Source organism: Faecalibacterium sp. BIOML-A4 (assembly GCF_009679665.1).
Taxonomy (GTDB): Bacteria; Bacillota; Clostridia; order Oscillospirales; family Ruminococcaceae; genus Faecalibacterium; species Faecalibacterium taiwanense.
Genome location: NZ_WKZG01000003.1, coordinates 118,123 through 141,766, shown reverse-complemented (window position 1 = coordinate 141,766; position 23,644 = coordinate 118,123). Strand labels below are relative to the sequence as shown.

General features: G+C 57.8%; 25 protein-coding genes and 1 other annotated feature. Of the genes, 14 read left to right on the top strand and 11 right to left on the bottom strand.

The window, feature by feature from the left end; all coding sequences use genetic code 11:
• Window positions 1-280 precede the first annotated feature (280 nt).
• The 3 genes from GKG34_RS03440 (at window position 281) to GKG34_RS03430 (ending at window position 3,515) form a co-directional block, all read left to right on the top strand.
• On the top strand, window positions 281-1,378 hold the full coding sequence (locus GKG34_RS03440) for an ABC transporter substrate-binding protein (RefSeq protein ID WP_154255603.1): 1,098 nt from the start codon (window positions 281-283) through the stop codon (window positions 1,376-1,378).
• A gap of 372 nt (window positions 1,379-1,750) precedes the next feature.
• Window positions 1,751-2,695, top strand: coding sequence for an ABC transporter permease (locus tag GKG34_RS03435; RefSeq protein ID WP_005944507.1), 945 nt, complete (start codon window positions 1,751-1,753; stop codon window positions 2,693-2,695).
• A gap of 7 nt (window positions 2,696-2,702) precedes the next feature.
• A complete protein-coding gene (locus tag GKG34_RS03430; protein ID WP_165852618.1) occupies window positions 2,703-3,515 on the top strand; it encodes an ATP-binding cassette domain-containing protein in 813 nt (270 codons plus the stop codon).
• A gap of 148 nt (window positions 3,516-3,663) precedes the next feature.
• Here GKG34_RS03430 and GKG34_RS03425 read toward each other — a convergent pair whose 3' ends face one another.
• From GKG34_RS03425 to GKG34_RS03390, 8 genes are all read right to left on the bottom strand, one after another.
• On the bottom strand, window positions 3,664-3,897 hold the full coding sequence (locus GKG34_RS03425) for a hypothetical protein (RefSeq protein WP_005944505.1): 234 nt from the start codon (window positions 3,895-3,897) through the stop codon (window positions 3,664-3,666).
• Between the two features lie 88 nt (window positions 3,898-3,985).
• Window positions 3,986-4,801: a TatD family hydrolase gene (locus GKG34_RS03420; protein ID WP_154255602.1), complete on the bottom strand. Its 816-nt coding sequence runs from the start codon at window positions 4,799-4,801 to the stop codon at window positions 3,986-3,988.
• Complete coding sequence (locus tag GKG34_RS03415; RefSeq protein ID WP_154255601.1) at window positions 4,798-5,760, bottom strand: EamA family transporter; 963 nt, start codon at window positions 5,758-5,760, stop codon at window positions 4,798-4,800. Before GKG34_RS03415 ends, GKG34_RS03420 begins: the two co-directional genes overlap by 4 nt.
• A gap of 6 nt (window positions 5,761-5,766) precedes the next feature.
• The gene (gene metG / locus GKG34_RS03410) at window positions 5,767-7,764 is read right to left on the bottom strand and encodes a methionine--tRNA ligase (RefSeq protein ID WP_005944502.1); all 1,998 of its coding nucleotides are present in this window, start codon (window positions 7,762-7,764) and stop codon (window positions 5,767-5,769) included.
• 69 nt (window positions 7,765-7,833) lie between these two features.
• Window positions 7,834-8,075: a binding site (T-box leader), on the bottom strand.
• A gap of 45 nt (window positions 8,076-8,120) precedes the next feature.
• Window positions 8,121-8,423 carry a Dabb family protein gene (locus GKG34_RS03405; protein ID WP_097781569.1) on the bottom strand — a complete coding sequence of 101 codons (303 nt, stop codon included), beginning with the start codon at window positions 8,421-8,423 and terminating at the stop codon, window positions 8,121-8,123.
• Between the two features lie 75 nt (window positions 8,424-8,498).
• Window positions 8,499-8,717 (bottom strand): hypothetical protein, encoded by a 219-nt coding sequence (locus tag GKG34_RS03400; RefSeq protein ID WP_154255600.1) that lies wholly within the window; start codon window positions 8,715-8,717, stop codon window positions 8,499-8,501.
• A gap of 9 nt (window positions 8,718-8,726) precedes the next feature.
• Window positions 8,727-9,038 (bottom strand): hypothetical protein, encoded by a 312-nt coding sequence (locus GKG34_RS03395; RefSeq protein ID WP_154255599.1) that lies wholly within the window; start codon window positions 9,036-9,038, stop codon window positions 8,727-8,729.
• Window positions 9,039-9,057: 19 nt separating this feature from the next.
• A complete protein-coding gene (locus GKG34_RS03390; RefSeq protein WP_154255598.1) occupies window positions 9,058-9,375 on the bottom strand; it encodes a hypothetical protein in 318 nt (105 codons plus the stop codon).
• Between the two features lie 1,167 nt (window positions 9,376-10,542).
• On the opposite strand from GKG34_RS03390, the gene GKG34_RS03385 reads away from it, so the two are divergent.
• The 9 genes from GKG34_RS03385 (at window position 10,543) to GKG34_RS03345 (ending at window position 18,455) form a co-directional block, all read left to right on the top strand.
• Complete coding sequence (locus tag GKG34_RS03385) at window positions 10,543-11,007, top strand: DUF2798 domain-containing protein (protein ID WP_097775200.1); 465 nt, start codon at window positions 10,543-10,545, stop codon at window positions 11,005-11,007.
• A gap of 504 nt (window positions 11,008-11,511) precedes the next feature.
• Entirely contained in the window at window positions 11,512-12,195 is a 684-nt protein-coding gene (locus GKG34_RS03380; protein WP_173015216.1) for a F0F1 ATP synthase subunit A, read from the top strand.
• A 39-nt stretch (window positions 12,196-12,234) separates the two neighbouring features.
• Window positions 12,235-12,462, top strand: coding sequence for an ATP synthase F0 subunit C (gene atpE, locus GKG34_RS03375; protein ID WP_005944490.1), 228 nt, complete (start codon window positions 12,235-12,237; stop codon window positions 12,460-12,462).
• 15 nt (window positions 12,463-12,477) lie between these two features.
• Complete coding sequence (locus GKG34_RS03370) at window positions 12,478-12,969, top strand: ATP synthase F0 subunit B (RefSeq protein ID WP_005944489.1); 492 nt, start codon at window positions 12,478-12,480, stop codon at window positions 12,967-12,969.
• Window positions 12,959-14,713, top strand: coding sequence for a F0F1 ATP synthase subunit alpha (atpA, locus tag GKG34_RS03365; RefSeq protein WP_005944488.1), 1,755 nt, complete (start codon window positions 12,959-12,961; stop codon window positions 14,711-14,713). Before GKG34_RS03370 ends, atpA begins: the two co-directional genes overlap by 11 nt.
• Window positions 14,700-15,581, top strand: a complete 882-nt coding sequence (atpG, locus tag GKG34_RS03360; RefSeq protein WP_154255597.1) for an ATP synthase F1 subunit gamma — start codon at window positions 14,700-14,702, stop codon at window positions 15,579-15,581. Before atpA ends, atpG begins: the two co-directional genes overlap by 14 nt.
• Window positions 15,582-15,614: 33 nt before the next feature.
• Complete coding sequence (atpD, locus tag GKG34_RS03355; RefSeq protein WP_154255596.1) at window positions 15,615-17,027, top strand: F0F1 ATP synthase subunit beta; 1,413 nt, start codon at window positions 15,615-15,617, stop codon at window positions 17,025-17,027.
• Window positions 17,027-17,434 carry an ATP synthase F1 subunit epsilon gene (gene atpC / locus GKG34_RS03350; RefSeq protein WP_005944484.1) on the top strand — a complete coding sequence of 136 codons (408 nt, stop codon included), beginning with the start codon at window positions 17,027-17,029 and terminating at the stop codon, window positions 17,432-17,434. The genes atpD and atpC overlap by 1 nt, the downstream gene beginning before the upstream one ends.
• A gap of 172 nt (window positions 17,435-17,606) precedes the next feature.
• On the top strand, window positions 17,607-18,455 hold the full coding sequence (locus GKG34_RS03345) for a sugar phosphate isomerase/epimerase family protein (RefSeq protein ID WP_005944483.1): 849 nt from the start codon (window positions 17,607-17,609) through the stop codon (window positions 18,453-18,455).
• A gap of 161 nt (window positions 18,456-18,616) precedes the next feature.
• Here the strand turns inward: GKG34_RS03345 and GKG34_RS03340 are convergent, their stop codons facing one another.
• Genes GKG34_RS03340 through GKG34_RS03330 form a run of 3 tightly spaced genes read right to left on the bottom strand, consistent with a single transcriptional unit; the run spans window position 18,617 to window position 20,494 of the window.
• Window positions 18,617-19,429, bottom strand: coding sequence for an ABC-2 transporter permease (locus tag GKG34_RS03340; RefSeq protein WP_005944482.1), 813 nt, complete (start codon window positions 19,427-19,429; stop codon window positions 18,617-18,619).
• Complete coding sequence (locus GKG34_RS03335; RefSeq protein WP_097775205.1) at window positions 19,423-20,124, bottom strand: ABC transporter ATP-binding protein; 702 nt, start codon at window positions 20,122-20,124, stop codon at window positions 19,423-19,425. Before GKG34_RS03335 ends, GKG34_RS03340 begins: the two co-directional genes overlap by 7 nt.
• On the bottom strand, window positions 20,117-20,494 hold the full coding sequence (locus GKG34_RS03330; RefSeq protein ID WP_120020920.1) for a GntR family transcriptional regulator: 378 nt from the start codon (window positions 20,492-20,494) through the stop codon (window positions 20,117-20,119). The genes GKG34_RS03335 and GKG34_RS03330 overlap by 8 nt, the downstream gene beginning before the upstream one ends.
• 260 nt (window positions 20,495-20,754) lie before the next feature.
• On the opposite strand from GKG34_RS03330, the gene fucO reads away from it, so the two are divergent.
• Both fucO and GKG34_RS03320 read left to right on the top strand, forming a co-directional pair.
• The gene (fucO, locus tag GKG34_RS03325) at window positions 20,755-21,903 is read left to right on the top strand and encodes a lactaldehyde reductase (RefSeq protein WP_097781577.1); all 1,149 of its coding nucleotides are present in this window, start codon (window positions 20,755-20,757) and stop codon (window positions 21,901-21,903) included.
• Window positions 21,904-22,139: 236 nt separating this feature from the next.
• Window positions 22,140-23,447 (top strand): putative ABC transporter permease, encoded by a 1,308-nt coding sequence (locus GKG34_RS03320; protein WP_154255595.1) that lies wholly within the window; start codon window positions 22,140-22,142, stop codon window positions 23,445-23,447.
• The last annotated feature ends 197 nt before the right edge of the window (window positions 23,448-23,644 follow it).

Below are 23,644 nucleotides of genomic sequence, written 5' to 3'. Positions count from 1 at the left end.
GAGCTTCGTGGGCCGCCGAGGGCCGGGCAAATGGGCAGCAAGCCTTAGTAGCTTTGGACGGAAGTCTCCGTTACAGGACAGGGGAGTGTTGGCTCTCCGTGAGAGGCTCTGCATTTTGCAAAGCAGGGCAAGCAAGGTGGCACCGCAGAATCGAACTTTACCGATCCTGTCCTTGTGGATAACACACAGGGACAGGGTCGTTTTTATTTGTAAGACCCGTCCCGCAAGGGGAGCGGGTCTTTTACTTTTGCCGCCCGCTCCGGGAAAGGAGTTTACTGTTATGAAAAACGTTACCATGATCTCCCGCCGCAGCTTCCTCAAGGCCGCTATGGCTGCTTCCGCCGTTTCTGCACTGGCATTCACCGGCTGCGGCGGCTCCGCTTCCAGCACCGTGGCTGCATCTTCCACCGCTTCTTCCGCTGCCGCTTCCGCAGCAGCCGAGGGCGGCCAGACCTTCAAGGTGGGCATCGTCAACTATGTGGATCATGCTTCCCTCAACCAGATCGTGGAATCTGTGGAGAGCCGTCTGGATGAGCTGGGGGCAGAGAAGGGCGTTACCTTCGACTACGCCGACTACTACGCAAATGCACAGGCTGACCAGTCCAACCTGAACCAGATCGGTGCCGACCTCGTAGGGGACGGCGTGGATGTGATCGTGGCTGTGGCTACCCCCACCGCCGCAACCATGCTGGCCGCTGTGGAGGATACCGATATCCCCGTTGTCTACTCTGCTGTCACCGACCCCGCCGCTGCAGGCTTTGACGGCGAGGAGAACATCACCGGCACCTCCGACGCACTGAACACCGAGGCCATCATGAAGCTGATCACCGCTGTCAACCCGGATATTGACACCATTGGCCTGCTGTACGACCTGAGTCAGGATGCCTCCACCCAGGCCATTGCCGATGCCAAGGCTTTCTGCGATGCCAACGGCATCAAGTACATTGAGAAGAACGGCACCACCACCGCCGAGGTGCAGATGGCGGCCGAAGCCCTGATCGCTTCCGGCGTCAAGGCCGTGTTCACCCCCACCGACAACACCGTGATGACCGCAGAGCTGTCCATCTACGAGACCTTTACCGAGGCAGGCGTGCAGCACTACACCGGTGCTGACAGCTTTGCACTGAACGGTGCGTTCGTGGGCTACGGCGTGGATTACGTCCAGCTGGGCGAAGCCACTGCCGATATGGTGGCAGAGCTGCTGTGCGAGGGCAAGACCACTGCAGACCTGCCCTACCAGACCTTTGACAACGGCATCGTCACCATCAACACCGAGACATGCGAAGCGCTGGGCCTTGACCTCGACACCGTGAAGGAGGCCTTCAAGCCCTACTGCACCGAGATCGTGAAAGTGACCACCGCAGAGAACTTCTCTTAAAAAAGTACCCTCTCAGTCAAAACCTGACGGTTTTGCCAGCTCCCCCGAAGGGGGAGCTTTTGGCGGCTTTAGGAAAAGTTTTCGATTCAATTGCAAAGTGTGCAGCTTTGCCAGAGGCTCTCCCTTTGGGAGAGCTGGCGCGTAAGCGCCTGAGAGGGCGAGGACGCCGCCCACAGCGCCGCGCTTTCGCAGAAAGCGGCGCTGCAAATGCCGTTTTCCGTCACGACCCTACTCGTGAAAAGGGGATTCAGAAAAGCCCGCAGGCTTTTCTGAATCCCGAATAAAAACCCAATTCCGCTGAATATGGCCAGAGCAAAAGCGGAGGCCATTTTAAATCGTCCAATCAAAAAGAAACATAAAAGGAGCACACACATGCTGGCGAGTATCTTTTCGCTCAACGTCCTACAGACGGCGCTGGAACTGGGCTGTATCTATGCCCTTGTGGCGCTGGCACTGTTCCTGAGCTATTCCATCCTGAACATCGCAGACCTTTCCACTGACGGCTGCTTCACGCTGGGCTGCGCCGTGGCCTGTCAGGTAGCACTGACCGGCCACCCCATTCTGGCCCTGTTCGCAGCCATGGCGGCAGGTGTGTGCTCCGGCTTTGTTACGGCTTTTCTGCAGACCCGCCTTGGGGTGGAGAGCATCATGGCAGGCATCATCGTCAACACCGGCCTTTACACCATCAATCTGGCCGTGATGGGCTTTTCCTCCACCATGTCACTGGTCAAGACCGACACTGTTTTCTCGCTGGCAAAGGGCTCACTGAGCTTCCTTGGCGGCTGGTATAAGCTGGCCATCGCGCTGGCCATGATCCTGCTTGCCGGTGCGGCGATGCTGGGCTTTCTGGGCACCCGGCTGGGCCTGTCCATCCGCGCCACCGGTGACAACGCTGCCATGGTGCGTGCTTCCAGTATTAACCCGGCTTTCACCATTACGGTGGGCCTGTGCATTTCCGGCGCATTGTGCGCCCTCTCCGGCGGCCTGCTGGCACAGTATCAGAAGAGCTGCGATATCAATGTGGGCACCGGCATGGTGACCATCGCACTGGCTTCCCTCATCATCGGCGAGACTCTGCTTGGTAAGCGCACCATGCTGCGCCGGATCATCGGCGTGGTGTTCGGCAGCTGCCTGTACCGTTTTATCGTGGCTGTGGCGCTGCGCTTCAATGTGCCTGCCGCCGCCATGAAGCTGGTGTCCGCCATCATCGTGGCCATTGCCATTTCGATGCCGGCCATCAAGGAAAAAATCGCCTTTGAGCAGCGCAAGCATGGGGCCTGCCGCCGCCGCGTAACCACCGGCAAGGAGGGAAAGTAAGATGGAAATGCTTCAGCTGAACGATCTGCACAAGACTTTCAACCCCGGCACGGTCAATGAAAAAGTGGCCCTGAACGGTGTCAGCCTGCACATGGAAGCCGGGGACTTTGCCACCATCGTGGGCTCCAACGGCGCGGGCAAATCCACCCTGTTCAACGCCATCACCGGCGGCTTCATCGCCGACGAGGGCAGCATCCTGCTGGGCGGACAGGATATCACCTTTGCGCCGGAGCACCAGCGCAGCAAGGTCATCGGCCACCTGTTTCAGGACCCGCTCAAGGGCACGGCACCCAACATGACCATTGAGGAAAACCTTGCGCTGGCCTATCTGCGTGCCGGCACCGCGCCCCACGCCATCTTCTCCCGCATCTCCCGCAAGGACAAGGAAGTGTTCCGCGAAAAGCTGGCGCTGCTGGATATGGGCCTTGAGGACCGCATGAAGCAGCCGGTGGGACTGCTTTCCGGCGGCCAGCGGCAGGCGCTGACCCTGCTCATGGCAACGCTGGTCACCCCCAAGCTGCTGCTGCTGGACGAGCACACCGCCGCACTGGACCCCGCCACCGCCGAAAAGGTGCTGGAGCTGACCAAGAGCATCGTGGCCGAAAAGAAGATCACCTGCCTGATGGTCACCCACAATATGCATCAGGCATTGGAGCTGGGCAACCGCACCCTGATGATGGATTCCGGCCGCATCGTCTTTGACGTGAAGGGCGAGGAACGCAGCCGGATGACCGTGGACGACCTGCTTGAAAAGTTCCGCGAGAACGCAGGCAAGAATCTGGACAACGACCGCATCCTGCTGAGTAAAGTGGAAAAGTGACCCGGACAGGAAAGCACAGCCCCGACAGACCATGCAGTCTGCCGGGGCTGTATTTTTGCAGGAGCACACCGCAGGGAAAAAGCGGTTCCCCCTGAAACTGCAAATCCCCCCTGCGCAGATGCACAGAGGGGATTTTAAATATCAGAAATTACTGAACGTATTCGACCGTGTACTCGAAGCCGTACTCTTCCTGCAGCTTCTTCACCTCGGCCTCGCAGTCCTCGATGAAGGTGGGGGCGTAGACAGAAGCGCCATTGTGGGCCTTCTTGTAGTCCTCAACGATCTGCTGCAGCTTTGCCCAGCCCTCGTTGGCCTTGTTCTGGTCGATGCTGTCGGGGAAGTTGATGATGAACTCGCGGTGCTTAGGAATACGTGCTTTCATGGTAGGTTCTCCTTATAACAGTTTGGATTTTGATTGTTGATTTATACAGAAGCACAGAGAAAAACCTGTGCAACTTGCGAAAAACGGATCACAGCCCGTATACCCGGCGGGCATTTTCGGCTGTGGTGCGGAACACCTCTTCCACAGAGATGCCCCGCAGCTGGGCGATATACTCGCCCACATAGCGGATGAGGGAGCTGTCACAGCGGGTGCCGCGCACCGGCTCCGGTGCCATGTAGGGGCAGTCGGTCTCCAGCACGATGCTTTCCAGCGGCAGGGCGCTGATGGCTTTTGCCGCCCGCTTGGCACCCTTGAAGGTACACGCCCCGCCAAAACCGATGAACAGTCCCTGCTTTGCCAGCCACACCGCGTCATCGGCACTGCCGGAATAGCAGTGGACGATGCCCTTGGGCTGGTATTTTTTGAGCAGGGCGTAAGCATCGGCGTGCGCATTGCGGTCGTGCACGATGATGGGCTTGTCCAGCTCCAGCGCCAGCCGGATGTGTGCTTCAAACATGGCCAGCTGGGCGTCCTTGGGCACAGGCCAGTGGTAGTCCAGCCCGCACTCCCCCACAGCTACCACCTTGGGGTCCTCGTAATACGGGGCCAGAGCGCGCATCTCTGCGGCCCAGTCCCCGCCGTACACCGAGACCGTAGGAGCCGGGCCTTCCTCGCCGCAGTCGGCGGCGGGCAGCAGGCTTTCCGGGTGGATGCCAACAGCTGCCACCACCCACGGGTAGCGGTGCGCCAGCTCCAGCACTTTGGGTGCATCCCCGGAGTGGGTGGCCTGTTCACACACGCCCACCACGCCCTTGCCGGGCAGGCTGCCCAGCAGGAAATCGCGGTCGGCGTCAAAGGCGCGGGCGCTGTAGTGCGCGTGGGTGTCAAAAATGGGGCCGGTCATTTGCCCTCCTTTTTGGCGGGGGCCTTGTTCACCAGCCAGATGCCCACACACACGAACACCAGCGCCGCCAGATACTGCCAGCGGAACAGGGGTTCGCCGTTGAGCACGGCGCTCAGCAGTACGTTGACCACCGGGTTCACAAAGCCAAAGATGGCAATGCGGCTGACCGGGTTGTTCTTCATCAGCAGGGCCCACAGCACATAGCCTGCCCCGCAGATGAAGGCCAGATACAGCATGACCGCCACCGCCAGTGCGCTCTGCACATGGAGACTGCCGCCCAGCACAGTGCCCAGCACGAACAGTGCCAGACCGCCCACGAACAGGTTGATGAAGCAGACGGCAAAGCTGTCTGCTTTTTTGGTCACGGATTTGTTCCACGGGCCGGACAGGGTAAAGATGATGGTAGCGGCCATCATGCAGAACACGCCCCAGCCGCTGCCGCTGCCGTGGTTGCCCAGCGTGCCGATGAGCACGCCCGCAAAGCCGATGACACAGCCCAGCGTTTTGGCAGGGGTCATGCGGTCGGCGTTGCCGTAGATGAAATGGGCAAAGATCACGCCTAGAAAGCTCTGGGTGCTGTTCAGGATGCCGCCAAAGGCACCCGTGAGCATGGCAACAGCGATGTAATAGAATGCGTACTGGGTCGTGGTCTGCCACAGGCCCAGAGCACAGCACTCCGCTGCCACTTTGCCGCGGGGAAACTTGGGCAGGCGGCTCTGCAGCAGAACACTGCCCAGAAGCACCAGAAAGCTGCCCAGCATGAACCGCACACCGGCAAAGCAGAAGATGGAGGCGGTGCTGCTGGTCTCAATGGAGAACAGCCGGTAGCCCAGCTTGATGAACGGGAAGGCCGAGCCCCACAGCACATTGCAGAAGATGGCCAGCAGCACGGCGAACACCGGCGTGCCGAAGATCTTATCCAGCCATTCCGCGCGGGAAAGCGTTTTGTTTTCCTGCATGGCGGCTCAGTGGATGCGGCTGCCTACGGGGGTGTCGTCGCCGTAGAAAGCGATGGAGCAGCCGCCGTCGGCGGTATCAGCAGCAAAGATCATGCCCTCGCTGACATACTTGCCCTTCATCATGGGGCGAGGTGCCAGATTGCACACAATGCCGATCTTCTTACCGATCAGGTCTTCCGGCTTGAACCACTTTGCAATGCCGGAAAGGATGCAGCGCTCCCGCTCGCCGTCAAACACGGTCAGGTGCAGCAGCTTCTTGCTTTCCTTCAGGTTCTCGCAGGCGCGCACTTCGGCCACGCGCAGTTCCACCTTGCAGAAGGTGTCAAAGTCGATCTCTTCCTCGTGGGTAAAGTCCACGGTGCTCTCCTCGGCGGGGGCGGCAGCCTTCTTCTCAGCTTCAGCCTTGGCCTTGTTGGCAGCTTCGGCAGCGGCCTTGCGCTTCTCGTCCTCTTCCTTCAGGTGGGCAATTTCCTTTGCCACATCGATGCGGGGGAACAGTGCCTCGCCCTTGTGCACGGTGTAGGTCTCCTGTGCGCCGTAGGTGGTCTTGGTCAGGTCCAGAGCAGATGCGTCCAGACCCAGCTGTTCCATCATCTTGGGTGCGGTGGTGGGCAGGTATGCGTTCAGCAGGATGCCGCACACGCGCAGTGCCTCGCACAGGTGGTACAGCACGCTCTCCAGACGGGCCTTGTTGGCCTCGTCCTTGGCCAGCGCCCAGGGAGCGGTCTCGTCGATGTACTTGTTGGCGCGCTGGATGACCGCAAAGATCTCCATCAGGGCCTGCGGGATGGTCAGGCTGTCCATGTCGGCCGTGACCTTGGCGGTCAGCTCGTTGACCATGGTCTCCAGCTCGGTGTCAATGGCCTCGGTACCGGCCACATTGTGCACGGTGCCGCCGAAGTACTTCTCGCACATGGCGACGGTGCGACTGAGCAGGTTGCCCAAATCGTTCGCCAGATCGCTGTTGATGCGGGTGATCAGGGCTTCGTTGGTGAACATGCCATCGTTGCCGAAGGGAATCTCACGCAGCAGGAAGTAGCGGATGGCATCCACGCCGTAGCGGTCGCACAGGATCACAGGGTCCACCACATTGCCCACGGACTTGGACATCTTGCCGCCGTTCATCAGCAGCCAGCCGTGGCCGAACACCCGTTTGGGCAGGGGCAGATCCAGAGCCATCAGCATGGCAGGCCACAGAATGGTGTGGAAACGCAGGATCTCCTTGCCCACCATGTGAAGGTCGGCAGGCCAGAACTTGTCGTAGTCGTGATATTTTTCGTTACCGTAGCCCAGCGCGGAGATATAGTTGCTCAGGGCATCCACCCACACATACATGGTGTGCTTGGGGTCAAAGGGCACGGGGATGCCCCACTTCACGGAGGTGCGGGACACGCAGGTGTCCTGCAGGCCCTGCTTGATGAAGGCGATCATCTCGTTCTTGCGGCTCTCAGGCTGGATGAACTGGGGGTTCTCCTCGTAGAGCTTCAGCAGGCGGTCGGCATACTTGCTGGTCTTGAAGAAGTAGGCTTCCTCGTGTGCGTCGTACACTTCGCGGCCGCAATCGGGGCACTTGCCGTCCACCAGCTGGCTGTCGGTCCAGAAGCTCTCGCAGGGCTTGCAGTAGTGGCCGATGTACTCGCCCTTGTAGATGTCGCCCTGCTCATACAGCTTGGTGAAAATTTTCTGGCAGGACTCCATGTGGTAGTCGTCGGTGGTGCGGATGAAGCGGTCGTAGCTGACGTCCAGCAGTTTCCACAGATCCTTGACGGTGGCTACGATCTTGTCCACATACTCCTTGGGGGTCACACCGGCGTCGGCGGCCTTGTCCTGGATCTTCTGGCCGTGCTCGTCGGTGCCGGTCAGGAACATGACGTCATAGCCCTGCATCCGCTTGAAGCGTGCCAGTGCGTCGCAGGCGACAGTGGTATAGCTGTGGCCGATGTGCAGTTTGTCGCTGGGGTAGTAGATGGGAGTGGTAATGTAGAATGTCTTGTGTTCACTCATAGGTTGATACTCTTCCTTTCCTGATTTGGCGGGGGACGAAAAAAGCCCTCATCCTGCCGGACTGAGCCGGACAAGGACGAGAGCTTGTAACTTTCGTGGTACCACCTTGCTTCGCCGCACCCTTGCGGGCGCAGCCTTTTGCCGGGCCAAAAAGCACGGCGCAGCGCGGTAACGGGCGCACCCGTCGCAGGCTCAATTTTCACCTGCGCAGCTCCGAGACCATCTTCGGCATCGCGCGGCCTGCCCGGTTCCATCCTTCGGGCTTTCTGTCAGGCGCAGACGGTGCGTACTCTTCTCTTCACAGCCAATTTACATTGTTATGTCTATAATACGCAAAAACGGTGGGTTTGTCAACATTAAATCTCGTAATCCAGACAGAACCGTGCCTTGGTGTAGGGCCGCACCTTGCCGTCGGCCACAGCCACATGGGCGGGATGGACGGAGTAGCCCTTGAGGGCCTCGGCGCTTTCAAAGGTGGTGTCCAGCATCAGGTCGGCGGTGGAAGAGGGGAGACCGTTGATGTTGACATGCACTTCCACAAGGCCCGGGACCTTGCCTGCCAGACCTTCCAGCCCTTCCTTGATGCCTGCCTTGACGGCGGCTTTTTCGGCGTCGGACAGCTCGTCCTTCAGCTGCCACAGGATCACATGCTTGACCATAATAAAATACCTCCTGCGTTTTTTTCTCATTGTAACAGGGTGAGAAAAAATCCGCAAGAGGAAAGCTGCAAAGTATTATTGGGGTGCGAACAGCAGAACCACCAGAAGCACGGCACAGAGCACCGAAAGTCCGATGCCCTCCAGCCGGGTCAATTTGATGTACGCTTCCGTTGGTTCGGTCTGTGTATACCGTCCACGGTCATGCAGGGCAATGGCATCCTCCGGCTGCAGCGCCATAAAAATGCCGAACCCGATGCCGAAAAGTGCGGTTAAGATCGCACAGATGACTTCCATAGCAACCCCTCACTTTTTGGTTTTGTCGCTCCTACTCAGGGCATAGCACAGATACGAGATCAGCAGGGCAGTGCACAACACGAGCGCCGCCACCATCAAAATGGAATTCAGCGGCTCGACCTTTGGCAGAAAAATGTTGACCAGATAGAGTGCACCGCAAAGGATCGAAGCAATGCCGTAAAATTTGTGAAAATGCTTCTTTTCGTCCTCGGTGCTCCAACCGGTGCCGGTGCCATTGTACAGATCCCGGATGCCGCGGTACAAAAACAGCACACCCAGCGCGGCGTTCAGCCAATCCCAGTCCGAAAGATTCAAATTCATAGTGGCCCCTTTCCGGCTGTCAATCCGCACTATGGTTCCAGCTTTCGTAAGCGACAAGATAAAGAAGGTCTCCCACAATGGCGATGCCGAAGATGATACGGTAGAGCAGCGATGTAACAGGTGTGAAGGCTAAGATCAGAAAGGCGATGCTGTTGAGCATGTAAAACACGCCGTTCTTTTTCTGCCAGAAGGCGCGGTACTCCGGGTCGCGGTGATACTGGTTGAACGGCAGATCGAGGAACGGGTCTTTGCCTTGAAAATCCCGAATGCCGGAGATGAACCAGATAACGGTCAGCACAAGATTAAGCAGAGTGGAAACCGAAACGAACGACTCCATGAAATGAACCTCCCATCTTTTTCCACAGTATACCACAGAAAAGTGCAAAAACAAAGGACGGTATTCAACCTTCCTGCGTAAAATTTGCACAAATCGGGCGTTGACTGTTGGTGAAAACAGCACAAAATAAAACCAGCCGGACGAGGCGGTTGCAAGCCCTCGTCCGGCTGGATACTTACTTCTTCGGAGTCATAAGCCTCTTCTCCTTGGGGTTCCTCATTTTCGGAGTAAACGTTTCATAGGGTGACTCTCCTTAGAAACTACTGGAAACTGAGAATCTATTTCAAGGGGACTGATTACTTAGTACATTGGATTGACCCTTCTCTTAACTGATGGAGTGCGGCACCGAGATTCTAAAGATGAATTTCATATTACCACATTCTTTCGAGTTAGATTCGCCAGGGGCAAACTACTTAGTACATTGGTAGAACTCCTTTTTTGCTATTCAAATAATGTTCTCCGTACAAAAGATACCTTCATAGGAATCATCTCCGGCGGATCTATTTGAATCGCTGGGGGTTAAGTTTATCGACAGGTTGTCGTGTAATCGCATTTTTGATGCTCAAGACTGGCTCATTTTTGTTGTGTTTTTATACGGGGGAAACATCCCGTCTGTGGTGAGCCTCTATTTTGCTTCTCAGCGAATCCCGACAGCCTGTCCCTGCTGTGCGGGTTCCATATCGACCATCGGTCTCGCTCCTTTCTGCTTCAAGTCAGCGGGATTAGCTCTCTCTTGAGCTTCTGCTGTACTTCTCTGGTTTCTGGCTTTATTATACATATTCCTGATTGATTTGTCTATTCGCAGAGTGCACAAGGATAGAAATATAAAATTGTGCAGTTCTTGAAAAACAGCAGATGGAACGTGCAAAATGCCGCTTTCTGCGCGGTGTGTCCGGACGATCGGGCCCTTTGGAGAGGAACTCTGTGCCCTGCAGGGAGGGCTGCCGAGGAAGTCAACAGCAAAGCTGCCCAGAAGTTCCGGGCCGTTTGTGGAGGATTTTGCGCAAAACGGGAGAAAGTGTCCACAGGGTATTATGCGTCAGATCGATTTGTGCTAAAATAGCGCCAATGAATGGTAGTCGCCGCCGCCCCGCGAGATGAAAGTTTCGCGGGGCGGCTTTTTTGCGGCAAAAATTTACACACAAAAGAAATGGAGACACAATCAAAATGCCTAAAACTTTACCGGAACGTATCTTCTTTACCATTGTCATGGCTGCCATTATGGTCTATGGCATGATCGTTTACAATGTGGCGCTGAACACAGGCGGTGTCACCAATGCCACCTTTGTCATGGCTCTGCACGAGATGCCGATCATGGTTCCCATTGCCTGCGTGCTGGAATTTTTCGTGGTGGAGAAACTGGCCACCGGATTGGCGTTTATGTTCATGCGGCCCACAGATCGTCCGCAGTTCATCACCTATGCCATCTCGCTGATGATCGTGTGCATCATGTGCCCGGTGATGAGCCTGATCGCAACGGTGCTGTTTAAAGAACCCGGCTTTGGCACTTGGGTGCATACATGGGGCTGCAATATGCCCATGGCCCTGTGCTGGCAGATGCTGTACTGCGGGCCGCTTGCCCGTGCCATCTTCCGGCTGGTGTTCCGCCGCGGCGCAAAACAGGCGGACTGACAGATTTTAGATATGCAGTTATAATAAATATGTATAGGAGCGGGTGTAATACCGGACGAGACGCCTATACGAATTTTATATATCGGGCATATAAAGTATGTACAATGGGGCATTTTTGATGGAAATATTCCCCGGAATGCCCTGAAAAAGCCATTGAAACCTAAGAATTGGCTAAGAAATTTGTGGAAAAAGTACATGTGAAGAGCATTTTGTTAGACAAGATGCACAACTTTTTTTATATATCAATGCAGTAGAACCACCTAAAATGTAGAATGTGCACAAAGCCACTTGCCAATTTTCGTCAATCGTACTATCATACACAACGAAAAAAGACGAAGTGACCCGTGCAGGAGGGAGGGTGTGACCGGACAGAGCCGAACACCTTCCTTACTTTTTTCACAAAGCTGCGCCTTTTCTTCGAGCGATAAGAAGGACGCTGCGCCGCCGGGGCGGTGCGGCGGTCTTACCCCCGGAACCCTATTCTTCAGGAAGGAGGAAAAACAATTGAATAATCTGACCAAAGCATTGATGGAAGAGCTGACCGTCGAATACGTCAAGGTCGGCCCGCTGCAGATCCCGGAATCCGTGGTCATCAGCTGGGTGATCCTGGCCATCGTCACCATCGGCTCGATCCTGCTTACCAGAAACCTGAAGGTGGACCATATCAGCAAGCGTCAGGCCGTGCTGGAAATGGCCTACCTCGCAGGCACTAATTTCTTTGAAGGTCTGCTGGGCGAAAAGGGCAGGCGCTATGTGCCTTACCTGATGACCGTGGCCATCTACATCGCCTTCAGCAACCTGATCGGCGTGTTCGGTGTCAAGCCCCCCACGAAGGATCTGGACGTGACCGCAGCGCTGGCGCTGATGAGCATCGTCCTGATCGAGGGTGCCGGCATCCGTGCACGCGGCGGCATTGGCTTCCTCAAGAGTCTGTCTGCCCCCACTCCGATCATGACCCCTATGAACATCCTCGAGATCGCCATTCGCCCGACCAGCCTCTGCATGCGACTGTTCGGCAACGTGCTGGGTGCATTCGTCATCATGGAGCTGATCAAGCTCGTGGTGCCTGTGTTCGTCCCGGCGGTGTTCAGCCTGTATTTTGACCTGTTCGACGGTCTGATCCAGACCTATGTGTTCGTGTTCCTGACTTCGCTGTTCATGAAAGAGACCATGGGCGGAGAAGACTGATCCATTGATATTTACTGAATTTAAAAGGAGATTATTACTATGAATGGTTTGATTGCTCTGGGCGCTGGCATTGCAGCGCTGACCGGCATTGGCGGCGGTATCGGCATCGGCATCGCAACGGGTAAGGCAACGGAGGCTATCTCCCGTCAGCCCGAGGCATCCGGCAAGATCCAGACCAACCTGCTGCTGGGCGCTGCTCTGGCAGAAGGTACTGCAATTTTCGGCTTCGTCGTTGCACTGCTGATCATCCTGTTCCTGGGTCAGTAACGGAGGCGCAGACGAATGCTGAAGTTGGATATTAACCTGCTGTGGACCGTCGTGAACGTCCTCGTCATGTATGCGGTGCTGCGCAAGTTCCTGTTCAAGCCTGTTCAGGACGTGATCGCAAAGCGCCAGCAGATGGTGGACGCAAACCTGGCCGATGCGGAGACCTCCAAGAAGGAAGCCGCAGAGACCATGAACGCCGCACAGGAAAAACTGCGCAATGTGGACAATGAGGCCGCTGCCCGCCGCGAAGCCTACGAAAAGCAGGCTGAGGTCGAAAAGCAGCAGCTGCTGGCAGATGCCCGCAAGCAGGCAGACGCCATCGTGGCAGCCGGCAAGGCAAGCGCCGAGGCCGAACGCCAGAGCAAGCTGCGGGAAGCCGATGCCCAGACCACGGCACTGGCCCGTGCGATGTGCGAGAAGCTGCTGGCCCGCAATCTGACCGCCCAGGACGACGCACGTCTGCTGGACGATCTGCTGGAGAAAGCAGGTGCAGGCAATGGCAACTGAATTCAGTCGTGAATTTTTTGCGGACAACCGCATCGTCAAGGCCGAGCTGCGCAGCGCCCGCAAGCCCCGGGAAGAGGAGCTGAACCGGATCCGCGCCGAGGTACGCAAGCTGTATGATGCCACCGAGGTCATCCTGAACGTGACGGTGGACGAGAGCCTGCTGTCCGGCTATGTCCTGCAGGTGGGCGACCGCGTGTTCGATAACTCCGGCCGTCATCAGCTGGACAAGATGATGGAGGGCAAGCCCTCGCTGGCTACCCTCAAGACCCGCATTGAGGACTACAAGCCCGCCGAGACCTCTGCCGAGGGCGGTGTGGTCATCTCCTCTGCCGACGGCATCGTGCACGTCGAAGGCATGAACCGCGCTGTGTACGGCGAGATCGTCACCTTCGACAACGGTGCCAAGGGCATGGTGGAGAGCGTGGACCCCGAACAGCTGGGCATCATGCTGTTCGACGGAGCTGAGACCGTCGGCGTGGGCACCATGGTGACCCGCAGCGGCAAGCGTGCCGGCATCCCGGTGGGCGATGCCTTCCTGGGCCGTGTCATCAGCCCGCTGGGCGAGCCCATCGATGGCAAGGGCCCCATTGAAGCTGTGGGCTACAACCCCATCGAAAAGCAGGCCCCCGGCATTCTGGAGCGTCAGAGCGTGGATACCCCGCTCCACACCGGCATCCTCGCCATCGATTCCATGTTCCCCATCGGCCGCGGCCAGCGTGAACTGATCATCGGCGACCGCCAGACCGGCAAGACCTCCATCGCCACGGACGCCATCCTGAACCAGAAAAACACCGGTGTGCTGTGCATTTATGTGGCCATCGGCCAGAAGGCTTCTTCCATTGCCCGCGTGGCAGGCGATCTGCAGAAGCACGGTGCCATGAGCTACACCACCATCGTGGCGGCTACTGCTTCGGATTCCGCTCCCCTGCAGTACATTGCACCCTATGCCGGCACCGCACTGGCCGAGTACTTCATGAGTCAGGGCAAGAGCGTGCTGATCGTTTACGACGATCTGTCCAAGCATGCAGTGGCTTACCGTGCCATTTCTCTGCTGCTGCGCCGCTCTCCGGGCCGTGAGGCTTACCCCGGCGATGTGTTCTATCTGCACTCCCGTCTGCTGGAGCGCTCCTGCCGGATGCGCGACGATCTGGGCGGCGGTTCCATCACCGCACTGCCTATCGTAGAGACGCAGGCAGGCGACGTTTCCGCCTACATCCCCACCAATGTCATTTCCATCACCGATGGTCAGATCTTCCTCGAGAGCGCCCTGTTCAATGCAGGCAACCGCCCGGCCGTCAATGTGGGTCTGTCGGTGTCCCGTGTGGGCGGCGCTGCCCAGACCAAGGCCATGAAGAAGGCCAACGCCAACCTGCGTATCGAGCTGGCACAGTACAAGGATATGGAGTCCTTTGCACAGTTCAGCTCGGATCTGGACGCGGAGACCCGCCGCCAGCTGGATCACGGCAAGGCTCTGATGGAAATGCTCAAGCAGCCGCTGTATCAGCCCAAGTCCGACGCCGAGCAGGTGGTCACGCTGGTGCTGGCTTCCCACGGTGTGCTGGACGAACTGCCCACTGCCGAGCTGCGCGCCAAAACTTCCGCATTTGTGCGTCAGTTCCGCGCGGATGTGTCCGGTACGATGGATAAGATCACCGCCACCGGCAAGCTGGAACCTGAAATGGTCGATGCCATCCTGAACGCCTGGAAAGCTTATGCGGGAGGCGACAGCCATGCCGTCCAGTAAGCTGCTGAAGGAGCGCATCGAGAGCATTCAGGACACCATGAAGATCACGAACGCCATGTACCTGATCTCCTCGTCCAAGCTGCGCAAGGCACGTAAGAACTACCAGAATGTATCGCCCTACTTCAACCGTATGCGCGATACCATTTCCCGCGTGGTGCCCCACCTGCCGGAAGAGCCGGTGCATCCGTTCTTCCACGAACGCAACACCGCAAACCCCAAGCGCGCTTACATCGTGCTGACGGCAGATAAGGGCATGGCAGGCGCTTACAACCAGAACATCATCAAGTTCCTCAAGGAAAATGCGGATGAGAATGACCGGTTCTATGTGATCGGCCAGACCGGCTACCGCGCCCTGTACCACAAGGATCCGCGGCTGGTGGAGGATTTCCACTACGGTGCCACGGAGCCTACGCTGCAGCGTGCCCGCGATATCACGATGGACGCCATCGATGATTTCAAGACCGGCAAGCTGGATGAGATCTATCTCATCTATACCCGCATCGAGAATGCATTGACCAGCGAGCCCACCATGGTGCGTCTGCTTCCGCTGGACCGCGCCCATCTGCAGCCTGCCCCCAAGGGTCTGGGCGATCCGAAGGGCGATGTGGAGATGTTCCCGTCTGCATGGACGGTGTTTGAACAAATCGCGCCCATTTATATGCACGGCATGATCTTTGGTGCCATGACCGAGAGCTTCTGCGCAGAGCAGAGCGCCCGCATGACCGCCATGGATTCCGCCACCAAGAACGCCAACGATATGATCCGGGAGCTGCAGCTGGAATACAACCGCACCCGTCAGGGCTCCATTACACAGGAGATCACCGAGATCATCGGCGGTGCGGCTGCCGTGCAGGACCGGGCGGAATAAAACGTATTTACAAATTAGTATAGAGGCAATCGTATGATACAGGGAACTATTATTCGCGTAGCCGGCCCTGTGGTGGACGTGCAGTTCACCGCAGGCAAGCTGCCTGCCCTGCAGGAAGCGCTTACCGTGACCGCTGAGGGCACCGAGCGCACGATGGAAGTGACACAGCATGTCAACGAGACCACTGTGCGCTGCATCATGCTTTCCGCCAGCGAGGGTCTGGGCAAGGGCATGACCGTGACCGCTACCGGCCACGGCCTGACCGCACCGGTGGGCGAAGCCACGCTGGGCCGCATGTTCGACCCGCTGGGCAGACCCATCGACGGCAAGGGCTCTGTGGATGATGTGCCGCATTGGCCCATCCACCGCAAGGCCCCCAACTTTGCGGAGCAGAAGCCCGCGACCGAAATTCTGGAGACCGGCATCAAGGTCATCGACCTGCTGGCCCCCTATGCAAAGGGCGGCAAGATCGGTCTGTTCGGCGGTGCAGGCGTCGGCAAGACCGTGCTGATCCAGGAACTGATCCATAACGTGGCCACCGAGCACGGCGGCTACTCCATCTTCACCGGCGTGGGCGAGCGCTCCCGCGAGGGCTGCGACCTTTGGGGCGAGATGAACGAGTCCGGTGTTCTGAATAAGACCGCACTGGTCTTTGGTCAGATGAACGAGCCCCCAGGAGCACGTATGCGTGTTGCCGAGACCGGCCTGACCATGGCAGAGTACTTCCGTGAGGAGACCCACAAGGACGTGCTGCTGTTCATTGATAACATCTTCCGTTTCGTGCAGGCAGGCTCCGAGGTGTCCGCTCTGATGGGCCGTATGCCTTCTGCTGTGGGCTACCAGCCCACTCTGGCCAACGAGCTGGGCGCTCTGCAGGAGCGCATCACCTCCACCAAGGAAGGCTCCATCACCTCTGTGCAGGCCGTCTACGTCCCCGCCGACGACCTGACCGACCCGGCCCCCGCCACCACCTTTGCACATCTGGATGCCACTACCGTGCTGTCCCGTAAGATCGTGGAGCAGGGCATTTACCCGGCCGTGGACCCGCTGGCATCCACCTCCCGCATTCTGGAAGCGGATATCGTGGGCGAGGAGCACTATCGCGTGGCCCGCAAGGTGCAGTCCATTCTGCAGCGCTATCAGGAACTGCAGGACATCATCGCCATTCTGGGCATGGACGAGCTGGACGAGAACGACAAGCTCACCGTTGCCCGCGCCCGCAAGCTGCAGAAGTTCCTGTCCCAGCCCTTTGCTGTGGCCGAGAACTTTACCGGCCTGAAGGGCAAGTATGTGCCGCTGCAGGATACCGTGCGCGGCTTTGCCGCCATTGTGGACGGCGAGGCCGATGATCTGCCGGAGTGGGCTTTCTTCAACGTTGGTACGCTGGAAGATGCCCGCCAGAAGGCAGCGGAAAAGCTGGCTGAGGAAAAGGGCGGTGCCGTCTGATGAACAAGTTCATGCTGAACATCACTGCGTCCAGCGGTGAGTACTATCAGGGCGATTGCGAAGACCTTGTGCTGCCCATCAGCGATGGCGTGTACGGCATACAGGCCGGACACAGCCCGGTGCTGGTGGCCATCCACATGGGCATCCTGCACTTTGAGGTGAACGGTGAAAGCCGGGACATCCTGGTAGGCGACGGCATTGCCGAGGTGACGCCTGCCTATGTGATGGTGCTGGTGGACAGCGCCGAGCGTCCGGAGGATATCGACAAGAACCGTGCCGAGGCTGCCCGCATCCGTGCCGAGGAGCGTTTGCAGCATCAGCAGAGCATGCATGAATATTATCAGAGCAAGATCGCGCTCGACCGTGCGATGCAGCGCCTGCAGGCCGCTGCAAAGTACCGGCGCTGAGAATGAGCCGCATCTGCCAGGACCAGATCTGAAAAAAGAGCATCATTTGTATCCATTGAGGGTGCAAAGTGATGCTCTTTTTTTGTTTCAGGCTGTTCCATGGAACGCAGCTTTCGTGTATAATAAGGTCAATGCAACCCCGCGTGTTGTGCGGGAAAGGAGGAGGTTTTCCATGATCCAATTCGGCTTGCGTCTGCATGACGCGGAAAAGCTGCCCGTTGAACAGGTGCTGCCGCTGGTGCGCCAGAAAGGCTTTACCTGCGCCCATGTGGCCCTGAGCAAATCCTTCAGGGAGCTGCCCTGCACCCCCAGCGCCCTGACTCCCGGCTATGCGCTGTACCTGCGGCATCTGTTTGAGAAAAACGGCATCGACATTGCCGTGCTGGGCAACTACCTGAACCTTGCCCACCCGGATGCGGATGCCCTGCACGCCATTCAGGAAAAATACTATGCCCATATCCGTTTTGCAAGCCTGCTGGGCTGCGGAATGGTGGGCACCGAGACCGGTGCGCCCAACGCGGAGTACAAATTTTGTCCGGAGTGCCGCAGCGACGAAGCCCTTGCTACTTTTATCCGGAACTTCAAGCCGGTGGTGCGCTGTGCCGAGCAGTACGGCGTGACCATTGCCATTGAACCGGTGGTCAAGCACATCGTGTACGATGCCAGACGCGCCCGCACCGTGCTGGACGAGATCGGCAGCCCGAACCTGCAGATCCTGTTCGACCCCGTCAACCTGCTGAACATGGAAAATGTGGACCGCCGCGAGGAAGTGTTCGCCGAGGCCATCGAGCTTCTGGGTAAGGACATTGCCATGATCCACTTCAAGGATTTCCTGCGCAAGGATGCGGGCGGCCAGCTGGCTGCTACGGGTGCAGGGCAGGGAGGCATGGAGGACTACCGCACCATCCTGCGCTTTGCAAAGCAGGAAAAGCCCTATATCTTTGCAACGCTGGAGAACACCACCCCGGAAAACGCGGTGGAATGCCTGAACTACCTGAAAAAGCAGTACGACGAGTGCTGAACACTTTATAACAAGAAAAACATCTGCAAGCTTTGCCCGGAATGGGGCAGCTTGCAGATGTTTTTTGTATCAGATGAAGTTTATGGTTCGGCCTTTTACAAATTGCAATTAAGAAGTAGTTTCGCTGAAAATGCCCAGAACGAAAGCGGAGGACATTAAGATCATTCCAGATCCAGCTTATGCTCCATCAGCCAGCGGGTCAGCAGAAAGTATCCTGCGGCAAAGGCGATGCTGACCGCCAGCCCGAACAGGGTGGTGAACGCACTGGGCGCAGCGATGGAGATGTCCACGCCGCCAAGGGTGGGATCGGAAACAGCCTGCAGCATGTCGGCACTGCTGACACCGGAGCTTAGCCAGTTCTGCAGGAAGGACAGCAGGAAAAATGCCAGAATACCGGCCGGGACCATGTGCTTTTTGAACTGGTGGCCGATCATGCATGCGGCATAGATGCACAGGATGCTGGACACCAGTGCCACCAGCCCGTTTAGCGTTTCAAAGGCCAGCCAGAGCCACCCGGAGCTGCCGGTCATGCGGAAGATCTCTCGGAAGATCTCTACCACTTTCTGCCACAGCTCCGGCAGCTGCTGCAGGGCCGCGCTGTTCAGAGACAGAGCCAGCAGCATCACCGCAAAGGAGAAAATACCCACGATGCTGCTGCAAAGCATCCAAACCACGCTGGAGATCAGCTTGGAAAGGATGAGCTGGCTTTCCGTCACCGGCAGGGTGTGCATCAGGTAGCCTTCGCGGCCCAGCAGATTGCGGGTGAAGCGGGTCACAATGGTCATCACGGACACCACTGCCACCGCAACGGCTACGACCATGTAGGCGAACAGCAGCAGAGATGCAAAGTTGTCCTTGGAAGAGCTGCGCAGGGAAAAGCCGCTCAGCACTGCCAGCGCAACAAGGGCCAGATACAGCCCGCCGTAGGTGCGGCCGGTGGCCTTGAATTCATATTTTAACAGTTGTTTCAGCATTTGAATACCTCCCGGAAATATGCATCCACGCTCATGCCCTCGGTCTCGCGCAGCTCTTCGGCATTGCGGTGGGCGAACACCCGGCCATCCTTCAAAAAGACGGCTTCGTCCAGAATGGGCTCGATATCGCCGATGAGGTGGGTGGATAGAATGACGGTCGCATCCCGGCTGTAGTTGTTCAGGATGGTGCTCAGGATGTAGTCCCGGGCGGCAGGGTCCACGCCGCCAATGGGCTCATCCAGCAGGTAGAGCTTTGCGGCGCGGCTCATGGCCAGGATCAGCTGCACCTTTTCCTTGCTGCCCTTGGAGAGGGTCTTGAGCCGCGCCTTCGGTTCCAGTTCCAGCCGGGCCAGCATTTCGTTCGCCTTGGCGGGGTCAAAATCGGCATAAAATTCGCGGAACATTTCCACCAGCTGCTCCACACGCATCCAGTCCGGCAGCCAGTCGGCGTCCGGCAGATAGGACACGATGGCTTTGGTGTCCGGCCCGGGGGTCATGCCGGCGATCCGGATGCTGCCTGCACTGGGCTGCAGCAGACCGTTCGCCAGCTTGATGAGGGTGGTCTTGCCGCTGCCGTTGGGGCCAAGCAGACCCACGATGCGGCCAAAGCCGATGTGCAGGTCTACATTTTCCAGTGCGGTCTTATCCTTCTGGTAGCACTTGGTCAGTGCTTCACAGCTCAAAAGTTCATTCATTGCGGTCCTCCTTTGCGTCCCAGTGTTCCAAAAGCGCGGCTGCCTGTGCGGGACTGTAGCCGATGCCGCGCATCTTTTCCAGAAAATCCGACGCCAGCGTCCGGGCGGTGTCGGCACGAAGTTGTTCGATCAATGCAGTATCCTCCGTAACATAGCGGCCTGCGGTGCGTTCGGTGTGCACCAGACCTTCCGTCTCCAGCTGGGCAAGGGCCCGCTGCATCGTGTTTGGGTTCACCCCGGCGGCTGCGGCCAGATCCCGTACCGAATCCAGATGCCCGCCCGGCGGGTAGGTGCCGGCCAGGATCCGGGCCTTGAGCCGTTCCACAAGCTGGGCATAGATCGGGCGGCTGGCATCAAACTGTTCGCCCATGGTATCATCTCCTTGTCTTGCTGTATTAAGCGCTTGATACAATAATACACGATTTGCTCTGTTTGTCAAGGGGAAAAAGAAAAAACACCATAAAACTGTGGGAAGTTGGAAAAAGTGCCCATAAAACACTGCACATTGATAAAAAATTACAATAAATTCAAACAATTTCACATTGCAAAGCTTTTGACAATGTGCTATGCTGAAAAACAAAGAGCTCCGCCCGGAAAGCGGCGGAAAAGAGATTTGGAGGAAAAATAACTATGGCTGACCGCATCGTTCTGAATACCATCTCCTACCATGGCCACGGTGCCATTGAGAACATCGTTCCCGAACTGACCGCCCGCGGCTACAAGAAGGCATTCGTCTGCTCCGATCCCGACCTGATCAAGTTCGGCGTCACCAAGAAGGTCACCGATCTGCTGGATGCTGCAAACTTTGCCTATGCTGTTTACAGTGAGATCAAGCCCAACCCCACCATCGCCAACGTGCAGGACGGCGTGGCCGCTTTCAAGGCTGCCGAGGCTGACTGCATCGTGACCATCGGCGGCGGCTCCTCCATGGATACCGCAAAGGCCATCGGCATCATCATCAATAACCCCGAGTTTGCGGATGTCCGCTCTCTGGAAGGCGTTGCTCCCACCAAGAAGCACGCTGTGTTCACCATCGCTGTTCCCACCACCGCCGGCACTGCTGCCGAGGTCACCATCAACTACGTCATCACCGATGTGGAGAAAAAGCGCAAGTTCGTCTGCGTGGATACCAACGATATCCCCGAGATCGCCGTGGTCGATCCCGATATGATGTCCTCCATGCCCAAGGGCCTGACCGCCGCCACCGGCATGGACGCTCTGACCCACGCCATCGAGGGCTACATCACCAAGGGCCACTGCGTCATCTCCGATATGTTCCATCTGGAAGCCATCAAGCTCATCAGCCAGAGCCTGCGCGGCGCAGTGCAGAACACCCCGGAAGGCCGCGAGGGCATGGCTCTGGGCCAGTACATCGCCGGCATGGGCTTCTCCAATGTGGGTCTGGGCATCGTCCACTCCATGGCACACGGCCTGTCCGCTCTGTATGACACCCCGCACGGTGTGGCCTGCGCCATCCTGCTGCCGGTGGGTCTGGAGTACAACAAGTCCGTTGCCGGTGAGCGCTACCGCGCCGTGGGCAAGGCCATGGGCGTTGTGGGCATCGATGAGATGAACGATGTGGAAGCCGCTGACGCAACCATCGCCGCCGTCAAGCAGCTGAGCGCAGACGTGGGCATCCCCGCAAATCTGCACGGCATCCTGAAGGAAGAGGATATCCAGTTCCTCGCCGAGTCCGCATTTGCGGATGCCTGCCGTCCCGGCAATCCCCGCGACACCAGCGTGGAAGAGATCGTAGAGCTGTATAAGAGCCAGCTGTGATTCCGCTCTGTAAATTCAAGCTGTAATTTTGGACCCTGCTGTCCTTCGGGATGGCAGGGCCTTTTTCTAAGATGTATCTGAAAACAAAGCAACAGGCTGGATCTTCGTCTTTTCAGAGATGCCCGGAGAGCCTGCCGCGTCGCAGAGTGACAAAATTTCTGCACGGCTCTTGTACACAGCGCCCAAAACGGGTACAATCAATGCAGTAAGAAAAAACTAGAAGCGAAAGGAACCTTATGACGCTGAACTTCTATACTCTGGGTGTTATTTATCTAGTATATTCCTTTCTGGGCTGGGTGGCTGAGACGGTAGTCGCGACCATCCGGGGCGGAAGGTTTGCCAACCGCGGTGCGGCGGCAGGCCCGTTCTGCTTTATCTACGGTACCACCGGCGTGCTGCTGGCCGTGAGTTTCGGCGACCTGCGCACCGAGCCGGTCTACCTGTTCTTTGCCTGTATGATGGCGGCAACGGTGATGGAATGGATCACCGCCAAGCTGCTGGAACGCCTGCACCGCCGCAAGTGGTGGGACTATTCCGGAAAAAAATTCAATCTGAACGGCTATGTGTGCCTGCAGTATTCGCTGCTGTGGGGTGCGCTGGGCACGGCAAGTGTGCTGTGGGGCAATAATGTGCTGCTGCGGCTGTGTGCGCATATCCCGGTCTGGCTGCTGCGTCCGGCAGTATGGGTCTCGCTGACGGTGGCGGTGCTGGACCAGATCGGTTCGGCGGTGCTGGTGCAGCAGTATGCGGCCCGGCACCCGATGCTGGAGCAGCTCAACCAGAGACTGGGGGAGCGGTCGGATACGCTGCGCCGCAGGATCGCGCTTTACATTGAAAAACGCATCCAGTATGCTTACCCGGCTGCGGCCCGGCAGGAGCAGACTGCGCTCCGGAAGGGGGAAAAGAACTTTCTCAGCGTGTCCGACCTGCTGTGGCTGTTCGTGATCGGCGCGTTTCTGGGCGACATGGTGGAGACGGTGTTCTGCCGCGTGACCGCCGGGGTCTGGATGAGCCGCTCCAGTCTGGTCTGGGGGCCGTTCAGCGTGGTGTGGGGTCTGGCGCTGGTGCTGGCAACGGTGCTGCTGCGTCAGGAAAAGGACCGGAGCGACCGCTACCTGTTCGCCTTCGGCACCGTCATGGGCGGTGTGTACGAATACGTGTGCAGCGCCGTCACTGAGCTGCTGTTCGGCACCGTGTTCTGGGACTACAGCAAGTTCAAGTTCAATCTGGGCGGGCGCATCAACCTGCTGTACTGCTTTTTCTGGGGCATTGCGGCGGTGGTATGGATGCGCTACGGCTATCCGCTGGTGCTCAGAGGCATGAAGAAGGTGCGCAGCCGCGTCCGCCCATGGATGACCGTCCTGCTGGCCGTATTCATGGCGGTGAACATGCTCACCAGTGCGCTGGCGCTGGCCCGGTACGATGCCCGCACCAGCGGTGAAGGCCCCAAGAACAGCATCGATATACTGCTGGATGCGCATTTTGACGATGCCCGCATGGAGCGTATTTATCCCAACGCGAAGAAAGTAGCCAAGGCCGGATGAAATTTCAACGCTCCTCTTGCACTTTGGTGCAAAAACCGGTATAATGTTTTTCGGATAAAAGGGAGTAAAGGGCGCTCGTTTTGCAAAAACGGTGCGCTGTGGCGCAGCGACATCCCGGCAGAAATGCCCGCTGTGTCACCGGAAGCTTGAGACTTTTATTACACTTTCCCGTTTTTGGGCAGGATGTAATAAAGGCC